Source organism: Paenibacillus sp. NRS-1760 (assembly GCF_050467785.1).
GTDB lineage: Bacteria > Bacillota > Bacilli > Paenibacillales > Paenibacillaceae > Pristimantibacillus.
Genome location: NZ_JBITPK010000008.1, coordinates 55,245 through 74,084, shown reverse-complemented (window position 1 = coordinate 74,084; position 18,840 = coordinate 55,245). Strand labels below are relative to the sequence as shown.

Genomic DNA, 18,840 nt, shown 5'->3' with positions numbered 1-18,840 from the left:
TCAGCCTACTCTCTGCTATTGTTCATCAACGAACTATTCCACAAACAGAATAGAAAATAAGGATCATTAGCAAGGTGCAAGGCTAATAAAATCGATTATAATAAATTGGCCTATTCTGCGCTTTGCACCAGTAGATTATCTTTGTGCTTCACATATACAATCGCTATAGGAAAACTTGATGGAGCCCCCTTTCCCCCCTCTAGCACTCTGACTTCACGTGCACCGAAAACGTAATAGTCACTGTCTAATAATTCCTTAATCAGTTTGGTTATTTCAAAACCGAATCTTACTCTATCACCTGATTCAAAATCGCTTAGTAAATCCCCAAAATCATGTAGGTATTGTAAAAAGCCTGAAATCAATTCAACCTCAGTTTCATTTTTGGGTTCATCATGATCAAATTCATATCCCATTGCTCTATCCAAAATATTAATGATTTCTTTTCCGGTTGTAACTCTTGGTAACTCTTTAGGAATGTTTTCCTTAATTCTTTTAATTCTCGGAGGTTTGTCTTCTTGTTGGTCAAGTCTTTTAGATACCCAAAGCTCATGGTTCACTTTAATTTGTTTAATAATTTCTTCGGTAAACGTTTCAGGTTGGTCATCAATCATCTTGTGATGAATACGACATAACAGAATTAAGTTATCATAAGTATCTATTTCATCTTTAAGACGGTTTGGATCATGTCTAGGCCCACTCCTCTGCCCAGAAATAATATGGCATTCCTCACCGACAACTGACGAATCATCTTTTTCAGTCTCATCAATAATTAGTTCTAGCTTGCATATGGAACATCTATTTCCTGATCTACCCCATAATATCTTTCTAGTCTTGTCTGAGATCGACATGGAATTGTCGCTGACCTCCCTTAAATATGACTTCAACTAATGTCCTACATATAAATTTTTATATTTCATCCCGAGTTCTTAATGGAACATGTAGCTCGCCATTAGTACAATCATAGCATTAAATTGGAAAACATTGTCGTTTTAGGTGGCGCAAATATCCCTCTAGTGCCTATCTCTAGAGGGATAATCGTATTTTTATAGCACCTTTCTTCACACTTTGGAAGTCTCTATACTCTTATTTTCGCCCTACTTATGATACGGTTCAGCTTAACATCTATAGAGCGAAATCGAAGGCACCCGACTAGGTGTCGGGTTGAAGTGTGGCAACATAATTGGTTGCTTCTTCGAGTAGTTTGTCAGCATAAGTGACGTAAGTAGCAACATGTCTATACGACACTATGCTTCGTCCACTCGGTAGTCCAGTGAAGCCTCTATTTTCAAAGTGTTAATAGCTTTAACATGGATTATGTTTGACCGCAACCGAAGCAAAACGGTTGAACTGCTCGCCAGATTCAAAGATCACGCCACGGGTGCGTATTATAAGGGCTTTCGCATGCTAACGATGGGGTGGTCAGACGGTCATACGTTTATTCCGATGGACTTTGCCTAACTCAGTTCAACAAAATAGCAGATCAATGGCATGACCGAAGACATCGACAAGCGTACAGTTGGCTACAAGCGTCGCGAGGAAGCGCTACTTCCTGCTCCAAAGGTTATCGCATCCATGATTGACCGGGCCATAGCCGCTGGTGCACGGCAACATATGCCTTAATGGATAGCTGGTTTACACATGCCCCGCTGATTCAGGAAATCATGGATAGGGGACTTCACGTCATCGAAAAAAATGACAACAAGCGTTATCTTGTGAACGGAATGCAATTATCACTGATTGATTTATATCTCAAGGCTTCACGCGTTGAAGGGAAGAGAATCCGACATCCTCCGCTCCATCCGGATGCAACTGGTTCCGGGCAATTCCGGTACAAGCTATCTTCATTCGGCACCGCACGAAGAAAAATGAATGACCGGCGATCCTCTCCACTGACCTGGCTTTGACGGCCAGAGAAATCATTCGTATCTACGCCATGCGCTGGGACATCGAAGTCTTCTTCCAATGCGCTAAGTCCTCATTGCGCTTGCATAAAGAATTTCAAGGGCTGTCCTACGATTTACTCGTTAGCCACACGACTATTGTATTTTTCCGTTATTTTCTGCTTGCATTGCAGCATCGGCAAGCGAACGCTCGGCGGTTTATTTTATTTGTTGATCAACGTGGTCGCGTCGCAGGCAAACAAGAAGCTTTCCAAACTAATTAAAAGTCAACTCCAACAATGGATCGCTAGTTTACCCAGAATCTCAGGGCTTGTTTGCCAATTTCAAACTGCGAAGTTTGAGTTATTTAGTACATAATAGCGAAGCTATCTAAAGACTTCGCACAGTTTAGTAGGATCTTCTATTCAGCAAATTTAAAGATTACAATGCTAGTTATACTATCGCGGGGTGGAGCAGCCCAGTTGCTCGTCGGACTTATAACCCAAAGGCCGCAGGTTCAAATCCTCCCACGCAACCAATCTAAAATTCTTGCTCGGTATATATAACAAAATGCCTTCACCCGCTGATTGGATTAAAGGCATTTTTGTGTTATCTTTGTTATTTCTGGTTCGCTTCAGTCTTATTAATGTCCCTCTGAAATTACTCTTTGCACGGTTTTGTGAAGTCTGTCCTGCCTCAGAGGTTTAACAATGTAATCATAAGCTTGTACATCGAATGCAGCAGGTGCATATTCTTTATAGGATGTAACGAAAACCAGCTTCATCTGTCCATCACGTTCTCTTATTCGATGAGCAAACGTTAGACCGTTCTCCCCCGGCAGTTTAATATCTAGAAATACCAAGTCCACGTCATGATTCATCAAATAAGAGAATGCAGATGTAGTCTCAAAGAAGATTCCCACGATTTCAATTTGATCAAGCTTAGCAAGCATTCGTCTCATAATGAGATGCATGGACTTCTCATCATCGATAATAACGACCTTCAACTGAAGCACCTCCTACAACGACAAGTGATATTTAGAAGGAGCCCTAAATAGCAGGGCTCCTTATTGTTATTCAAACTTGTTTACTCTTTAATATGAGCTAGTAGTTTCAACAGAACGGTAACTGCCTCAGCTCTTGTCGCATTGTCTTGCGGCGCAAATGTATTACCGCCTTTGCCTTGAATAATGCCCGCTTGCTTCACATAAGCAACACTGCCTCTTGCCCATGTCGGAATTTTATCTTCATCCACAAATCCCGTTACGGCATTCGTTTCGCTTGATCGACCCGAAGCAACTGCGATTATGGATGCCATCTCCGCACGTGTGATCTCCGCATTCGGACGGAAGGTACCGTCTGAATAACCCTTAATAAAACCCGCTTGTACAGCTTGAGCAACTGCCTTCTGTGCCCAAGCTCCAATCTTCGCAGTATCTGTGAAGATCAGTTCTACACCCTCACCCTGCGGCTTCAATGCATTGATTAGCATCACTGCAAATTCAGCCCGCGTGACGGTTTGGCCTGGCTTAAATGTGCCATCCGAATAACCCTTCACGATTTCACTGCTCACTGCTTGCTTAACACTAGCCTCTGCCCAGTGTCCAGTGACATCGCTAAAGCTAACATTGGGAGCTGTTGTCGGCACGTCTTTCACTTCGTCAACCGCAATTACCGCAAACTTCGTGAAGTGATCTACTTCTACCGTGATTTTATTCCCATTCACTTTACCACCGACTTCGACCCAAACCTTCTTCACTTCGTCATAGTAGAATACAGCTGCCCTTTGATTGCTCTTTATGCTTGCTGGATCGAATACAAAGGTTAGCGTTACTGGCTTTCTGAAGTTCTCAGGGAAATTCTTCAGAATCTCGAAGATCGGACTTGCTAGAACTTCTTGTTTCGTTAGCAGGTTCTGCGTGTTTATCTGCTTTTCTATCGTTACTTTTAACTCTTGTTTTGATGCATCCGCAGGAATAGATACTGTGACCTCCTTTAACAAGCTAACCTCACCTGATTTGCCTATAGGAAGCGTTAATTGACCATCTGTCGAGATCACAGGGGCATCACTAACTGGTAGAATTACCTCACCACCTGAATATGGTGTTTCCGTATTCGCTGCTACGGTTACTGTTACCGTGTATTCTTGTTTGTTGCTGTCTGCCGCTACTACCGTGTACATGACTGCAGAAGTGAAATTCTGCGCTGTTGTTCCGCTCACTTGATCCGTATTGCCCACCTTCACACTAGCACCCGTAGTTGTGAATGTAGGGACTAACGCCGTTATATCCGTTCCGTATGGCACGGTCAAGGCAATCGTCTTGTTCGCTTCGTCAACTGTGCCCGTTACCGCTGGGCTCAATCCCGCGAAGCTGAATGTAGAGATTGCTTTCGCCGTACTAATCCATTGCGCATACAGTGTCGTATTTGCTGTAATTACGAATTGGTCATCTTCCTCGTAGCTGGTGCCACTACCATCTGCTAACGTATTCCATCCTGTGAAGATGTGGTCCGTCCTGACTAGATTTCCAATTGATCCCACACTTGCAGTTGCACCACGCAAATAGATGTTACTGTCTATCGGAACTACTCCTCCTGTGTTGCCGTTGCCGTTATAAGTCATAAAACGGTAAAAAACTTTCAAATAGGGATATCCAGCATTAATTGATGAATCGATCCCCCATACATTAGAAGTGAACCAACCAGAATACGTACTTTCAGTCTTCATTAGTTCAGTCGTCTTACTCCGGCCTTTTCCTGTATCGGTCTCCGTTGTTGTGCTCTCGTAGAAGCTATTGTTGACTTGTCCAATGCCAGGGTAGTTGCTACCTACTAACCCGCCCACTGTACTGAGTATCGCCGACACACTTCCTGTGGCGTAGCTGTTGCTAATTGATCCTTTATTGGTACCAACCAACCCACCTATATCGCCTCTACCACTCACACTTACCATACTGCTATAGCTATTGCTGATTGAACCTTGATTGTATCCAACCAACCCACCTAGATAAAATTGATTACTTCCACTTACAGAACCTGTGCTGCTGTAGCTATTACTGATAGCACCTTGATTGAATCCAACCAAGCCGCCCATTTGATCGTTCCCGCTCAAATTAATATTTTCTAGCCCCATATTATTTAGACTGCTCGTGGACGATGTTCTACCGAATAGCCCTACATCCATGGTTGATCTAGCTATCTTTAATCCCGTGATTTTGTAGCCTTTGCCATCCAACTTCCCTCGAAATTCCTCACCATACTTACCGATTGGCAACCAGCCTTCACCGTCTACATATGGACTAACTCCGAGATCAATATCATCCACCAGCTCAAAATAAATATCCGATGCTAGAAGATACCTAACCTCATTAAGTTGATCCGCAGTTGCAATCTGAAAAGGATTGGACTGTGATCCTTCTCCTGCTCCAGAAAACTGGTGAGATACGAATTGTGAGACCGCAGCATCATCATAATTGATGGCTGTCACTGTTATGGAATGATTCCCTTTTGCTAGCACACCTGCGAATATCTTGATCTTACCTGCTTCAATTTTGTATTGCGTATCTTGAACGAGTGTCGTGGTTCCGTCTTTCACAGCCGTAATCACCCCGCGCCATGTCGGATCGTCCGTATATGTAATTTCGATCTCATTCGTGGGATAAGGACTTGTTGTGTCGGCTGTTAGAGCAGGAGGTTGCTTATTCGTTACCATCTGCGTTATCACTGCATCATCATAATTGGGTGCTGTTACTATAATCGAATGATTTCCCTTTGCCAGTACCCCAGCGAATATCTTGAGCTTTCCCGCTTCAATTGTATATTGCGTATCCTTATCGAGTGTCGTAGCCCCATCTTTCACCGCTGTTATCCCCGAAAGCCAAGCTGGATCATTGACGAACGTCATTTCAATGTCATTAGCCGTGTAGTTCTCTGTCGTATCAGCTGCTAGAGCAGGAGGCATAAGCCCTCTAATGTCTGACAGACTGACTGTCAAAGTGCTATGGCTTGATGGAGCTGCGATTATACGGACATCGATTATATCTCCAGCAACTACGGTAATATCGACAGAATCCCCTGTGATAGGAACATAAGGGTTACCGTTAAGCGAATACTCCATACCTGTGGCAACCTGAAATAATTTCGTTGTTCCAGCAGTTGTTCCTTTAATCAACTTAGTAAAAGCCCATAGTTGTGGATACTGACCTTCGAAGACATACCATTGCGATGTAAAGTCCCACCCTGTATAAGTGCTCGCTGTCTGCATCTCTACAGTAGTCTTTCCTTCGCCTTTTCCTGTATCTACTTGTCCTGAAGCGGTTGTGTCGTAGAAGCTGTTAGTGATAACACCCCCGTCTGACATTCCGATCAAACCACCAGTAAAGCTATTACCCGTCACATTTCCTGCCGTGTAACTGTTAACAATATCACCGTAATGGTACCCCACCAACCCGCCTACAAGTTGAGATCCAGTCACGCTTCCTATGAAGTAGCTGTTATTGATACTCCCTCCATAAAGGCAACCTGCCAAGCCGCCTACACTTTCTATTCCAACCACATTTCCCGTGACGTAGACATTGCTAACATTATTCTCGCCAATTCCAATTAACCCGCCAACATAATATCTCCCCAGCACATCAACATCCTCAAGAATAATGTTAGCAAATGAGCTGCCATATGCAGCTACACCGAAGAGTCCTACATGATCCGCACCACCTGTATTGATCGTTAAATTTCTTATTGTAAAGCCGTTACCGTTCAAATTTCCGTAAAAAGGATTGGCGTTGTTAGCACCAATTGGATTCCAGCCGGCACCGCTAGCGTAGGAGCTCAAATCAATATCAGACGTCAGTATAAAATAGATCCCTGCTCCGAGATGATTCCTGACTTCATTGAGCTGATCTGCGTTCGCAATTTGATACGGATCGCTTGACGTCCCCGTTCCTCCAGCGAACACTACTGCCGCATGGGCTTTGTCTACACCAACAAACAATCCATTCAATCCACCTATTATTAATACCATCACTAAAATGAATGAAATCCCTTTTTGAACCATAACTCGCATGCCATTTACCTCCTTGAAGTGTTGTTTCTTTTCCTACTTGGGACAAGTATACAGACCCCCAATGACAACAGAATGACAAACTTCAACAACAAAAAAGAGCCCTTCTATTGGGCCCTTCATCTAAGCGATATGTTATGAATCTAACCCTACAATCAATTCATTGTATAGCGCAGTAATTTCATTGGATGGGCTTATTCCCAACTCTCTGTCCAGCGTCTCTCTGAATTGGACATATAATCGGTTCAAGGCGTCTGTGTTCTTCATCAAAGCCCACGCCCTCATGTGCAGCTTCATGGTTTCATCATCTAGCTCATTACGGTCCGTTAGCTTGTTTAAGAGCCGGATTGCGACTTGCGTATCCCCTCTAGTTAATAAGGCGTCGCACAACCGATGCGTTAAGGATGTATACAGGTGCGATAAACGTTCAACCTCGCTCCTAGCCCATTGGAATGCACATTCTCCGAATAAATCTCCATTATATAGCTGCTCTAGCTCAAGCGCCTTATCGAAATTGTTGTCTTCTATGATTACCAGCTTTTTACAGCCTTCTTCAAATGTGATGTAATCGACACTTATCTGAGCAATATCCAGTGCATAATGTTTATGATCAGAATACAAGCTTCCCTTAAGTCCATAGGTGTCCAATAATTTGCGCAGCTGATAGACTGTCGTGTTCAGATAGGTCTCACTGTTCTTGATCGGCATATCACCGAAGATATCTTCAATAATTCTTGCTCTGGAGACAAGTCTACCTTTATGTATGAGCAAGAAGCAGAATAGCTCTGCACTCTTGCTAGTCTTCCACTTGACTAACACATTCTGAGCCGTTCGAATCTCCATTCCACCTAGAAAATGAAACTGTATCGAAGTCGGAGAAGCCTCATACTGAATAGGTTTGTACTTTGGAATCATACTGGATTGTGCCCTTTGTATCGTATGTTGAAGTCTCTCATATTTAACTGGCTTTACGATGTAGTCGAAGGCATATACATCGAATGCAGGCAGCGAATATTCGGTATGGGAGGTCACGAATACGATCTTCACTTGCCTGCCATCCTCTCTTAACCGCGCGGCAAATTCAAGACCACTTTCCCTAGGCATATTAATATCCATGAATAGGAGATCCACATCATGATCCATCAAATAAGTACTTACCGCCGCTGTCTCCTGGAAGCCTCCTATTATTTCGACATCATCCAGTTTACTGAGCATATGCTTCATAATGAGATGCATCGCCTTCTCATCATCAATAATAATAACCTTCATAGACTTTCCTTCCTTGCAACCAGATTCGATTCATAAGTTATGCAGAGGCTTTAGGGGGATACTGAAGTGAAAAATAAAAAGTACTTCCTTGCTTAAGCTTGCTATCAAACCATATTTCTCCACCGTTTAAGCGAACGAATTCCCTACAAAGCGTAAGCCCTAGCCCAACACCTCGCTCACCAGCAGTACCAAGAGATGAGACGAGGTAATCTTCCTGCAAGAGGGAGGCGGCTTGTTCAGCGGGTATGCCTGATCCTGTGTCGCTGACGGAGACAATAATCTTGCCAACTCCAAGCTCCGCGTTTAATCGAATACTGCCCCCGTGTTCTGTGAATTTAATCGCATTGGAAAGCAAGTTGCGGATGATTAAATCTAGCATCTCTTTGTCAGCAAATACGTACAAGCCTTCCGATATCTCGGATACAATATGAATATTCTTACCCGCACTTCGAACCTTCATGAATCGCATATTCGTCTGAACCACTTGGGCTAAGTCCCTTATAACTGGATTAAACACCATTCCTCCTCGCTGACTTTGAAACCATCCTACCAAGCTCTCTACTAGTGAGAATATATTGTGGATTTGCTGCCCCATCTCATGGACAATTTCTTCATGGTCCTCATCCGAGGTGTTCAGCTCCTCTTCCAATAACTCCATTAAGTTAATCAGAACAGCCAGAGGATCACGAATATCATGAGCGACTACATTAAACATCTTATCTTTGAACGTATTCAGCTCTGCTAGTTGTCTGGCATTATCTAGTAGTCTCTCCTCATAGAGAACAGTGTCCGTTATATCGCTTAGCAGAACCATCTTTCCAACCGGCTTCTGCTTCCTATCAGTAATCATCGTTATATGCACATGATAGAATCGATCTTCTCCTTCATTAATAATCTTCACTTTATTATGCGAAGAAGGTTCTTGAATCACTACTTCTAATAGCTCTGGATAGGGTGTGAATAGCTCCAATGCCGGCTGACCCATAACCTTCTTACGATGTAATCCTACAATAAGAAGACTTGCTGATTGATTATAGCCCGTAATACTGTAATCAAGATCAACTACAATAACGGCATCCTGCATCGATTCGAACACTTTCTGCAGCGCTAGCGGGGCTAACTTCAACATATTGAATTGATAAATTCCCCACAGATAGAATACTCCTGAGAAAATAAATCCGAACGGCGAAATATCGATAGATAGATCAACAATACCACTCAAATAAATAAGCGGAAATCCAAACGGTCCCAGGGAGCCAATGATCATGTAGGCAATTGGCTTCTTCATCTGAGGTGTTGATTTGCGATACAGCTGAATGATTAAGCCCATCCCAATTACAAAGAAGAAATAGGAATACCCCAGGTGCAGCATATACAAAGGCCCCTTAACCAAGTGAACCAGAGGGAATCCTTCTGACTGATCGATGGACATGGCACGATAAAACAGATGATGCTGGTCGTTCGTATATTGAGCAACAAGTGTAATCATAGGAACAATCAATAACGCAGCAACAAGCGGCTTCCGTAAGAGAGCCTGTCGTCCAGTATATTGCAGCACCATAATAATCCATAGCGTTGCTCCAAAGGGAATGCCAATATACTCAATTCGAAGCCAGAAGCGAATTTGCTCCAATGTTGTGCTTGTTAACTCGAAAGCGTACCCAAATGTATAGAATGCTCCAGCCAGCATTCCTAATCCGTAACTGATTGCAATCGGCAGCTCTCTTCTTTTCCATGCGAGATAGCACAATATTAATGTACTACAGGTAGCCACCAACAGTAGAGCCGATAAATACAGATTGTAATTCATGTGTCTAAGCCCCCGTATCCCACATACTGACGCATCTCATAGAGAGCTCGTCAAACCGATAATTTGACATTTTACAACATTATATCATTTTAACATGAAAGCCTCTCTAATCATGACTCCATTGACCGCTGGACAACTTTCCAAGCACCATAAGGCTTCACAGCCCAAAATTTCGCTCTATTTATGGTATGGTTCCCCCCGATTTATCTTCACTCCGCGATAAATCTGCTCAATCAGCACCAGACGCATCAGCTGGTGCGGCAAGGTCATGCGCCCAAAGCTCAGCTTCTGCTGGGCGCGCTTCATCACAGCGGGAGACAATCCCGTACTCCCGCCAATAACAAAAGCCACGTGGCTGCGCCCATACGTGGCTAATTTATCGAGCTGGCCCGCGAGATCCTCGCTTGACCAGAGCTCGCCATCCAGCGCGAGCGCGACAACATGCGCATCAGGCTTCAGCTGCGCTAGAAGCCTCTCGCCCTCTCGCTCGCGCACAATCGCTTCCTCCGCCGCACTCATCGTCTCCGGCGCCTTCTCATCGGGCACTTCCGTGAGCGTGAGCTTCACGTAAGGCCCTAACCGCTTGGCATATTCCGCTATGCCAAGCACTAAGTACTTTTCCTTCAGCTTACCAACAGCAGCTATCTGTATATGCAATCCTTACACTTCCCTTTATCATCTCGGATCTATTATTTCAGTCCGCAGCGCTTTCGTCCTTTAAATCCTCTATATCTCGGATATTCCCTTCAGTCCGATATGCTCTCCGAACAAGAGAGCCTTTATTCCTCAATATTCGAGTCTTTCTTCATACCTTCACGTTATACGGACATAACCCTATAGATCCTGCTCTGCGGTCAGTTAAACCACCAAAAAAGTAGCTGGTTCTTCACAAAAATCACATTTGCGCGGTGGATCCCAATCTGCAAACTGTGTTTCCTTCAGATCTACTACGTCTGGTGCATCCTCATACTCATCTACAAAACGGTCCAATGCTTTCTCAATATGCTCTTTACATACACAATACATCGTCTGCACGCTTCCTATCCCTAGTTGATGGTCGTCCTTATTGTCTATACACAGCATATCAGAAAACGCCTCTCCATGTGAAGACGACAATTTTCGTATTATCTCCGCACGATCCCTTTCCCAGTATGCTCCCCACATCCACGCACAAAAAAAACCGCAGCACACAAATGGGCTACCATTTGCATACCGCGGCTCCTTCGAGCTATTCCTAAAATTCCAGCTCAATAAGCTTGAACTAACCAAGCTGTATCCAGCGCTTATGCACTCGAACTTATTCCTCATCTGTCTTCTCAGCCAGCTTAAACTTCGTAACCTTCAGCTTCCCATCACGGTAAAAGCTAATCTCAATCTCGTCACCAATCTTCTTCTGTTGGTACAAATATTTGCGAAGGTCCATCGTACTGCTGATCGGATGACGATCCAGCTTAACAATCACGTCATTGAACAGCAAACCTGCATCCTTAGCAGGGCCAACCGCTTCAAGCACGATTACACCATCGTAAACCTCATCTGGCAGCGTAAGCTTCTGTCCGCCCTCAAGAATCTGATCATCACCTGGGTTAGCCTCTTCTTCGTCATGAGGAACATCGCCCTCCGGCAAAATTCCGCCTTCGCCAGGATTGCTGTATGCATCCTCAAAGTCCTGCTGCTCCCAATACTGCTCCAAGTCCATCGTGTATACGCCAAGATACGGACGCGGCACATGGCCCAGCTTGATCAAGCTTTCAACAATCGGCATAGCTAGATTGATTGGGATAGCAAAGCCAATGCCCTCTACGCCAAGATCAGCTATTTTCATACTGTTGATGCCAACTACACGTCCATTCAAATCGATCAGCGGTCCGCCGCTGTTTCCTTGGTTTATGGATGCATCAATTTGAATAACCTCTTGTTCCCAGTCGTACACTCCATCTTGATTAAGTGATACTGGTACAATTTGTCTTGTCTTGCTCACGCTGCCCGTGGTCACAGACTCTCCGAGTCCGAGCGGGTTGCCGATCGCAATAATATATTCAGCAGGGCGAAGCGCAGACGAATCGCCAATTTCTGCAACGACTTCAATTCCTTTTGCGTCAATTTCCAGCACTGCAAGATCCGTAATTTGATCTTTACCGACAATACGTGCCTCACGCGCTTCTCCATTCATCAGTACAACCTTTACCGCTTGTGCCTGATCAATGACGTGGTAATTCGTAATAATAATCGCTTTGCCATCCTTCTTGCTAATGATGACACCTGAGCCAACACCCGCTTCACGAAGTGTACCTTTGCCTTCTTCTTTTTCCGGCTGCGATTTGTCTTTTCCAATTCCAAGAGAGAACATTTGCTGATTAATGACGCTTACGACGGCCGGTCTTACTTTCGCTGAAGCCTGTATAGGACGCTCAAGCGGATCAATCACTTGTATACCACCCGTTACCGGTGCACCGCCGCCGCCGCTGGTCGTACCACTGCCTCCGCCGCCAAACACAGCACCGAACAACAACGTTGCAGCTACCGCGCTCGTGATAGAAGATACAAATGCAATACGAACGTTGGACCACTTGCGTCCACCGCTCTTATATCGAAATGCAAAGTCTCCTTTCTTACTCTCGCGAGCAGCACGCTTGGATACTTTGGTTGAATAAAAATCGTCGTCGAATAAGCTCATTACTATCGCCCCTCTCAAAGTCCCCTACATCAAGACTATTTTTTTGAATCTAGGAATGTTTTCGGAAGAAATGACTAAAATAATAATAGAATCATGCGATGCTTATCCGAAGTTTTTTGTTGCGCTTCAAAATTCGTTCCACTAAAGGAGAAATGCTTATATGAAAGCCAAAACGCCAGTCGCTTGGGAACATGTTCAGCTTGCTGCAAAGCTAGCAGATTTAAAGGATGATCACTACCGTACCGTTCTCACCTTAAGTGCGATGCTAGAATTGTTTATAGATAAGGGCATACTTACTAGAGAAGAGCTAAGTGCTAAAGCGGATGTGCTTGATGCACAGCTGGAATCCCTTATTTCTGCTTCACTACATCCCATGACGTAGGTCGGTCGTGATAGGTTGCGCGTAGAGGATGTTCTTCTTTCTTATAAAATATTCCATGGTCCTCTAATATAGTATTCACGGTCAGCATTGCCAAATCCATTAAATTATGGTCAAGGCTCAAATGAGCCAAATAAACGCGTTTTGTTCGATCTGTCATGAGCTCTAGCAGCGCTTCGCCTGCAGCCACATTGGATAAATGGCCAACATCGCTCAATATCCGGCGCTTCGTATTCCACGGATAACGCCCCATACGAAGCATTTCCGTATCATGATTGGCCTCAAGCACGAGCACATCGGAATCAATAATTTGACGTTTGACCTTTTCACTTACATAACCTAGGTCAGTAGCTAGACTCAGCTTCTCGCCATTCTCTACAAAGCAATAACCTACAGGCTCTGCCGCATCATGCGAGATCGGGTACGATTGAATGGCCATTGAACCGAGGTTGACCTCTTCACCTGTTTCCATAAACACTCGCTTCTCTGGAGCAATCGTGCCAACATGCCTCTCCATTGCAGCCCACGTTGCCTCATTTGCATAAATGGGCAAATCATATTTCCTTGCAAAAGCACCCAATCCCTTAATATGATCGGAATGCTCATGTGTGACGAACAGCCCGTCCAATTGATGACCCATTACTCCGCGCTCGCGCATAAGTTCATCCAGCTTCTTCGCGCTCATACCGGCATCTACAATGACCATCTTGTCATTCCCCTGAACAATGGTTGCATTGCCGGTCGAGCCGCTTCCTAGTACTGTAAATCGAAGTCCCATAATTGCTTTTTCCTGTCCCTTCTCCTGCTCCCGTTAACGTAAACCGTTCGCTGCCGCTTCCCCTTGCTCATCATCCGTTGCAACCTCGCCGCTGATGGCATGCACGTAAAACAGATGGCCGTCCTCCAGCATAACACGCCATGACGGCACCGATACTTGACGCTCCGAATCAAAGATTTGTCCTTTATAGCCAAGCTGGATATCGGTAATGACCGCACCATCGGGTAAATAAGTTTCAATCAAGCTCGCTACCACCTTGGCAGCTGGCAGCACCTGCTTGGCTTCACCTGATCCGAGCAGCTCTACGCGATCCTGCAAAAAAGAAGTAATCTTCTGATCTTTAATATAAAGCTTCAGCTTCACATCAAACATCGGACGTCCTTCTACTACTCGATAAAAAACAGACTCGCCTACGCTGCTGTTCAGCAAATCAAATGCATATTGATCAAGCTCAGGAATACGATCTCCCAGTGTCTTTATTAATTCTTTTTTGGAATAGATGATCGTACTATCCACCGGTTCTTTCAATATGACTGGTTCCGCATTTTTGCGGCTGTCAGAGTGGAGCAAATAAGTTAAGTCCTTGAGCTCAGGTGTTTCCAGCGATAGATTGGCTTCTAACGAAATTCGCTTCTGCTGCATGAGCAGTAACTTATCCTGCGGCAGCTCCGCCGTATTTACATTAATGTTCAACTGTTCCCTGATATCCAGCCATAGCTGATAACCAAGTAATACATTGAGCAGCAAAAACGAAATAATAAGCACGTTTTTCGCTCGTCCCCAATCCAATCGCCTTCACCTCCTGCTTTTGTATCCTATTTCTATGGTCCATTAAGCGAACGAATCTGGCTCGCACCCACTGATAAGCTTACAGCTCCTGCAGCATTAGCTGCTGTTGCTGTCGTATCATTTGGCTTCTCTGAATTGCCATCAGCCTCACCTTGCACAGCGTCCTCATCCTTCTGCTCAGGCGGTGTAAATCCGCTTCGATAAGCCTCTACCAATATTTCTTCCGTACCGTCTTTCAAGCGAACAGCCCATACCGGTATGAACCGAAGTCTGTTCTCATCGATCGGAGCTGCTTGCAGCGCTGGGAACAAAGCTGTCACTTCGCTGCGTCTATCGTAATTACTGAGCGTTTTCTCCAGCTCTTCCCCGCCTGACAACCAGCGAACATTCCTCGATTCCGACTGCGCTCCAAGCGTAATAAGTGTTCTCGAATATTCGGTTACGACACCTTGCTGAAGCCTTAATCTCATGTACCCATAGCGGAACGGCTTCGTATCCATAACAGGATACTGCTCGACATATTGCTTAAATCTAATATCCTTGCCTTCGCTGCCCGGCATAGCATTCACAAAACGATGTGTGCCGTCCCATCCGCCATGCTGATTGACAAAATCTACTGAGGCATACACATTGTCGCTAAGCAAGTTTTCCGTAATTTGCGGAGCGCTTGGATCTGTATAGCTGATCCACTTGCCGTTCTGTTCTACCTGCAATCCCCGCTTGCCGTCTGTATAAATTTGCGAACCGCCTCGGTCTTCAATTGCTCTTGTTGTGCTTTGATCGAAGAATAAGCTTCGTTTCATCAAATCTGGCGAATACGTCTCGTAAGGAAATACGATTTCCGTTGACTGAATTGGCGCAACCGGAATATAGAGGCCGTCTGCTGTCATGGTGTACTTAGGCTGGAACTGCCCGAACCCCACATAGTCCTGCACATCGCGTACCGTCAGATCCGCACGAACGGACTCATAAACCATCTCGCCATCAGCGCTAAAAAAGAACGTTCGAATTTCCTCGGTGCCCGACGTCTTGAAAATCCAGATGCGGTCAATCGTTTCGTTCAAGAACAGCAAATCGCCTTCCAGCTTAAGCAGCTTCTGCAGCAGCTCTACTGGAATGCCGTTATCAAAGCGAAGCTCGATACCAATATCGTTTTTGCGAATTTCTTCCCAGTTGAGCACATCTGAAGGGCTTCGCTGGAACCCTTTAAATTCTCTACCCTGAATGCGCTGGTTAAGAATCATCTCGTAGAACTGTGTCCCCGGATAGATGATGGTATGCTTATTGCCGCCTAAGTGGATAACTAACGCTTCTGGAAAAATAACACTCTCTACGCTTGTCGGTTTTCCTATTGGCTCCGAATTCACATAATCCTGATCGCTTCTTACCGTAGCGCCAAGACCAGGCATGCTGTATGCAAGCAAATAGCTTTGAAGGAGACTAAGCACGACTAGCAGGATAAGCGTTGTTGTCTTTATTTTTTCTTTCATGCCAGCTCGCCCCCTTCCTGTAGAAGTGGAAGAGTAAATGTAACCGTAGTTCCTTCATTTAGCTCGGAATCAAGTGAAATCGTACCGCTATGTGCCTTCACAATTTCCCGGGCAATCGAAAGCCCAAGGCCTGTTCCGCCCATATTGCGTGAACGTGCTTTATCTACACGATAGAAGCGGTCAAAAATACGATTCAAATCCTTTTTCGGAATTCCAATGCCAGTATCCTTCACACTAATTGAAAGTGATGCCGAATCGGCCGGCTTCTTCGCCGTTAATTCAATCGTTCCACCGTCCAGCGTATATTTGATTGCATTGGAGAATAAATTATCAAGCACCTGATCGATCTGATCGCGATCCAGCCAAGCGGACTCCAGCCCTTGATCAACGCTAACTGCGGCTTTAATCGACTTCTGCCTAAGCTGAAATGAGAAACGATCAGCCACTTCATCAAGCATGTCATGAACATTTGTCTGTCTGCGGCGCAGCGGCGCTTGGTTTGAATCGAGCCGCGACAAATGTAGCAGATCCGTGACGAGCCGAATCATCCGCTCCGTTTCATTGCGAATAACGCCAACAAAACGCTCGGATAACTCCCGTTCATCCAGCGCACCGTCATTAAGTGCTTCTGCATAACTCTTAATTGTAGTAAGCGGTGTACGCAGCTCATGCGATACATTCGCGACGAACTGACGCCGCGATTGCTCAAGCTTCTCTTGCTCTGTCACATCCTGCAAGACAGCAATCGTTCCGGTAATGCCCTTATCCCGACGATGAATAGGCGTAAAGGTTACTTTTAGCAGCCCTTCATCATTATCGTTCATCTCCTGCCCATCCTCATCACGTTCAATAAGCAGTGTCTGACCGCGCCCTTGCTGCAGCTCTTCGAGCCGCTCCTCGGATAGATCGAACAACTCGGACAACTCAAGTCCTTCACAGGAGCGTACGTTCAGCAGTTCTAGCGCTCTCCTGTTCCATACGATGACCTTGCCGTTTTCATCCGCTGCAACAACGCCATCGCTCATGTTGGAGAGAACGGAATTCAGCTTCTCATTTTCCTCTTCATTTACCGATAGAGCTTCTTTAAGCCGAATCGTCATATCGTTGAAGGCAACGCTCAAGCTGCCAATCTCATCATCGCCAAGCACAGGCACCTGCAGATCGAATTTCCCTTGTGAAATCGCCTCTGCTTGCCTCGTCAGACCTTGAATCGGGCTCGTAATGGTATGAGCAAGCAATATGCCAAGCACACCCGTGAGACCAAGCGCAATAAGAGTCCCTGAGAAAAAGATCTGATTGACCCTGTTGACGGTCTCATACAGCTCGTTCATCGACGCAACGACATATACAACCCCAACCACCTTGTTGTCATTAATCGTCACTGGCTGGGCAATCATCTTTTTGCGTGTATTATCATCATCTATAATTTCTTGCTCATTGTCTGTAATGTTCTGAAGCGCCCGGCTTACAGCAAGCGACTTGTTCTTCTGGCCAATATAGGTCTCGTTGCTTTGAACGGACGTCGCTACCATCTTCCCGTTCGAATCAAGCACCTGCACCTCGGCGCCGCTAATGCTGAACAGATTGCGAACGACCAAACTAAGATCCTCTGTCGTGCTTTCCGCAGAATCACCCTCAGTATCTGGTTTAGCCGCTAAGCTTGGAGCTGCAAACTTAGATAAAATATCCGCTTGCTCCTTCAAATTTTTCGTGAAGCTGTCAATTAAGGAGTTTTTGACCGTACTTATAAAATAAACACCGATCAACTGCATAGCCACCAATATAAGCAGCAAATAGATGATGACCAGCTTTACTTGGATTGTGCGAAAAAAACTTTTGCCCTTCATCCTGGGCCGAAGCCTCCGGACTTGGAGTTGCGCATCATATAGCCGAGACCGCGCCGTGTCATAATGTACTCAGGGCGACTTGGATCATCCTCAATCTTCTCGCGCAATCTTCTAATCGTAACATCAACCGTTCGCACGTCTCCGAAATACTCAAATCCCCATACTGCTTGAAGCAAATGCTCCCGCGTCATTACCTTGCCGCTGTTGCGGGCCATATAATAAACGAGCTCATACTCACGATGTGTCAGATCAAGCGGTACGCCGTCCTTATAAACGACATACATATCAGTATCCACAAATAGGTTGAACAGCTTAAAGCCCTGCTGCTCCTGCTCGGCGGAATGATCGGCAGTGCCAGAATGATCACCGCTTGCAGCTTCTTCTGTCTTTTGCTGCCTGCGCAGATGCGCCTTCACTCGCGCGAGCAATTCCCTTGTGCTAAATGGTTTTGTCACATAATCATCAGCGCCCAGCTCAAGCCCAAGCACCTTATCAATTTCCGTATCCTTGGCCGTCAGCATAATGATTGGCATTTGCAGCTTGGCACGAACCTCGCGGCATACATCCATACCGTCCTTTACAGGCAGCATCAGGTCCAGCAAAATAAGATCAGGAAGCTCCTCGAACGCAAGCCGAACCGCCTCACCGCCATCGAAAGCGCAAATAACTTGATGCCCTTCCTTCTCCAAATTAAACTTTATAATATCTGCAATCGGCTGTTCGTCATCGACCACTAATATTTTTCCGTGCATCGCTACACCCGCCCGTCGCTTGTCCTTTTTATTACCTTCTATTTTAACACTGTTATCCCTTGCTTCACAATGAAACTTCCCTCATGTTGAAAGGTTTTTCCTCAGTCCGCC

The 18,840-nt window shown here is 45.2% G+C and carries 14 protein-coding genes and 1 pseudogene; 2 read left to right on the top strand and 13 right to left on the bottom strand.

What is annotated here, in order from left to right; all coding sequences use genetic code 11:
- Window positions 1–110 precede the first annotated feature (110 nt).
- A complete protein-coding gene (locus ACIFSR_RS07460; protein WP_430056301.1) occupies window positions 111–848 on the bottom strand; it encodes an HNH endonuclease in 738 nt (245 codons plus the stop codon).
- Window positions 849–1,314: 466 nt separating this feature from the next.
- On the opposite strand from ACIFSR_RS07460, the pseudogene ACIFSR_RS07455 reads away from it, so the two are divergent.
- Window positions 1,315–2,242: pseudogene (locus tag ACIFSR_RS07455) on the top strand (IS4 family transposase); the annotation flags it as partial.
- A 281-nt stretch (window positions 2,243–2,523) separates the two neighbouring features.
- Here the strand turns inward: ACIFSR_RS07455 and ACIFSR_RS07450 are convergent.
- The 7 genes from ACIFSR_RS07450 to ACIFSR_RS07420 form a co-directional block, all read right to left on the bottom strand.
- Window positions 2,524–2,886, bottom strand: coding sequence for a LytR/AlgR family response regulator transcription factor (locus ACIFSR_RS07450; RefSeq protein WP_430056298.1), 363 nt, complete (start codon window positions 2,884–2,886; stop codon window positions 2,524–2,526).
- 80 nt (window positions 2,887–2,966) lie between these two features.
- Window positions 2,967–6,941 carry an S-layer homology domain-containing protein gene (locus ACIFSR_RS07445; RefSeq protein ID WP_430056296.1) on the bottom strand — a complete coding sequence of 1,325 codons (3,975 nt, stop codon included), beginning with the start codon at window positions 6,939–6,941 and terminating at the stop codon, window positions 2,967–2,969.
- A 132-nt stretch (window positions 6,942–7,073) separates the two neighbouring features.
- Window positions 7,074–8,207, bottom strand: coding sequence for a response regulator (locus tag ACIFSR_RS07440; RefSeq protein WP_430056293.1), 1,134 nt, complete (start codon window positions 8,205–8,207; stop codon window positions 7,074–7,076).
- Window positions 8,208–8,244: 37 nt separating this feature from the next.
- Window positions 8,245–10,017 carry a histidine kinase N-terminal 7TM domain-containing protein gene (locus ACIFSR_RS07435; protein ID WP_430056291.1) on the bottom strand — a complete coding sequence of 591 codons (1,773 nt, stop codon included), beginning with the start codon at window positions 10,015–10,017 and terminating at the stop codon, window positions 8,245–8,247.
- A gap of 177 nt (window positions 10,018–10,194) precedes the next feature.
- Window positions 10,195–10,674, bottom strand: coding sequence for a 23S rRNA (pseudouridine(1915)-N(3))-methyltransferase RlmH (gene rlmH / locus ACIFSR_RS07430; RefSeq protein WP_339205773.1), 480 nt, complete (start codon window positions 10,672–10,674; stop codon window positions 10,195–10,197).
- A 201-nt stretch (window positions 10,675–10,875) separates the two neighbouring features.
- A complete protein-coding gene (locus ACIFSR_RS07425) occupies window positions 10,876–11,043 on the bottom strand; it encodes a CxxH/CxxC protein (RefSeq protein ID WP_063847536.1) in 168 nt (55 codons plus the stop codon).
- Window positions 11,044–11,314: 271 nt separating this feature from the next.
- Window positions 11,315–12,694 (bottom strand): S1C family serine protease, encoded by a 1,380-nt coding sequence (locus tag ACIFSR_RS07420; RefSeq protein ID WP_339205775.1) that lies wholly within the window; start codon window positions 12,692–12,694, stop codon window positions 11,315–11,317.
- Window positions 12,695–12,854: 160 nt separating this feature from the next.
- Between ACIFSR_RS07420 and ACIFSR_RS07415 the strand changes: the two genes are divergently transcribed.
- Window positions 12,855–13,076 (top strand): hypothetical protein, encoded by a 222-nt coding sequence (locus ACIFSR_RS07415; protein ID WP_339205777.1) that lies wholly within the window; start codon window positions 12,855–12,857, stop codon window positions 13,074–13,076.
- Here ACIFSR_RS07415 and ACIFSR_RS07410 read toward each other — a convergent pair.
- The 5 genes from ACIFSR_RS07410 to yycF are packed head-to-tail and all read right to left on the bottom strand — an operon-like array spanning window position 13,045 to window position 18,729.
- Window positions 13,045–13,851: an MBL fold metallo-hydrolase gene (locus ACIFSR_RS07410; RefSeq protein ID WP_076266550.1), complete on the bottom strand. Its 807-nt coding sequence runs from the start codon at window positions 13,849–13,851 to the stop codon at window positions 13,045–13,047. The genes ACIFSR_RS07415 and ACIFSR_RS07410 overlap by 32 nt on opposite strands.
- Window positions 13,852–13,884: 33 nt before the next feature.
- A complete protein-coding gene (gene yycI / locus ACIFSR_RS07405) occupies window positions 13,885–14,640 on the bottom strand; it encodes a two-component system regulatory protein YycI (RefSeq protein WP_339205778.1) in 756 nt (251 codons plus the stop codon).
- Window positions 14,641–14,672: 32 nt separating this feature from the next.
- A complete protein-coding gene (locus ACIFSR_RS07400; RefSeq protein ID WP_430056287.1) occupies window positions 14,673–16,130 on the bottom strand; it encodes a YycH family regulatory protein in 1,458 nt (485 codons plus the stop codon).
- Window positions 16,127–17,977 (bottom strand): cell wall metabolism sensor histidine kinase WalK, encoded by a 1,851-nt coding sequence (walK, locus tag ACIFSR_RS07395; RefSeq protein WP_430056284.1) that lies wholly within the window; start codon window positions 17,975–17,977, stop codon window positions 16,127–16,129. The genes ACIFSR_RS07400 and walK overlap by 4 nt, the downstream gene beginning before the upstream one ends.
- Entirely contained in the window at window positions 17,974–18,729 is a 756-nt protein-coding gene (yycF, locus tag ACIFSR_RS07390) for a response regulator YycF (protein WP_076266554.1), read from the bottom strand. Before yycF ends, walK begins: the two co-directional genes overlap by 4 nt.
- Between the last annotated feature and the right edge of the window lie 111 nt (window positions 18,730–18,840).

Bases quoted from the DNA above. Each gene is read 5' to 3' on its own strand.
- ACIFSR_RS07460 (WP_430056301.1), bottom strand. From the start codon at position 848: ATGTCGATCTCAGACAAGACTAGAAAGATATTATGGGGTAGATCAGGA.
- ACIFSR_RS07445 (WP_430056296.1), bottom strand. From the start codon at position 6,941: ATGCGAGTTATGGTTCAAAAAGGGATTTCATTCATTTTAGTGATGGTA.
- ACIFSR_RS07440 (WP_430056293.1), bottom strand. From the start codon at position 8,207: ATGAAGGTTATTATTATTGATGATGAGAAGGCGATGCATCTCATTATG.
- ACIFSR_RS07435 (WP_430056291.1), bottom strand. From the start codon at position 10,017: ATGAATTACAATCTGTATTTATCGGCTCTACTGTTGGTGGCTACCTGT.
- ACIFSR_RS07425 (WP_063847536.1), bottom strand. From the start codon at position 11,043: ATGTATTGTGTATGTAAAGAGCATATTGAGAAAGCATTGGACCGTTTT.
- ACIFSR_RS07420 (WP_339205775.1), bottom strand. From the start codon at position 12,694: ATGAGCTTATTCGACGACGATTTTTATTCAACCAAAGTATCCAAGCGT.
- ACIFSR_RS07415 (WP_339205777.1), top strand. From the start codon at position 12,855: ATGAAAGCCAAAACGCCAGTCGCTTGGGAACATGTTCAGCTTGCTGCA.
- ACIFSR_RS07410 (WP_076266550.1), bottom strand. From the start codon at position 13,851: ATGGGACTTCGATTTACAGTACTAGGAAGCGGCTCGACCGGCAATGCA.
- ACIFSR_RS07400 (WP_430056287.1), bottom strand. From the start codon at position 16,130: ATGAAAGAAAAAATAAAGACAACAACGCTTATCCTGCTAGTCGTGCTT.
- walK (WP_430056284.1), bottom strand. From the start codon at position 17,977: ATGAAGGGCAAAAGTTTTTTTCGCACAATCCAAGTAAAGCTGGTCATC.
- yycF (WP_076266554.1), bottom strand. From the start codon at position 18,729: ATGCACGGAAAAATATTAGTGGTCGATGACGAACAGCCGATTGCAGAT.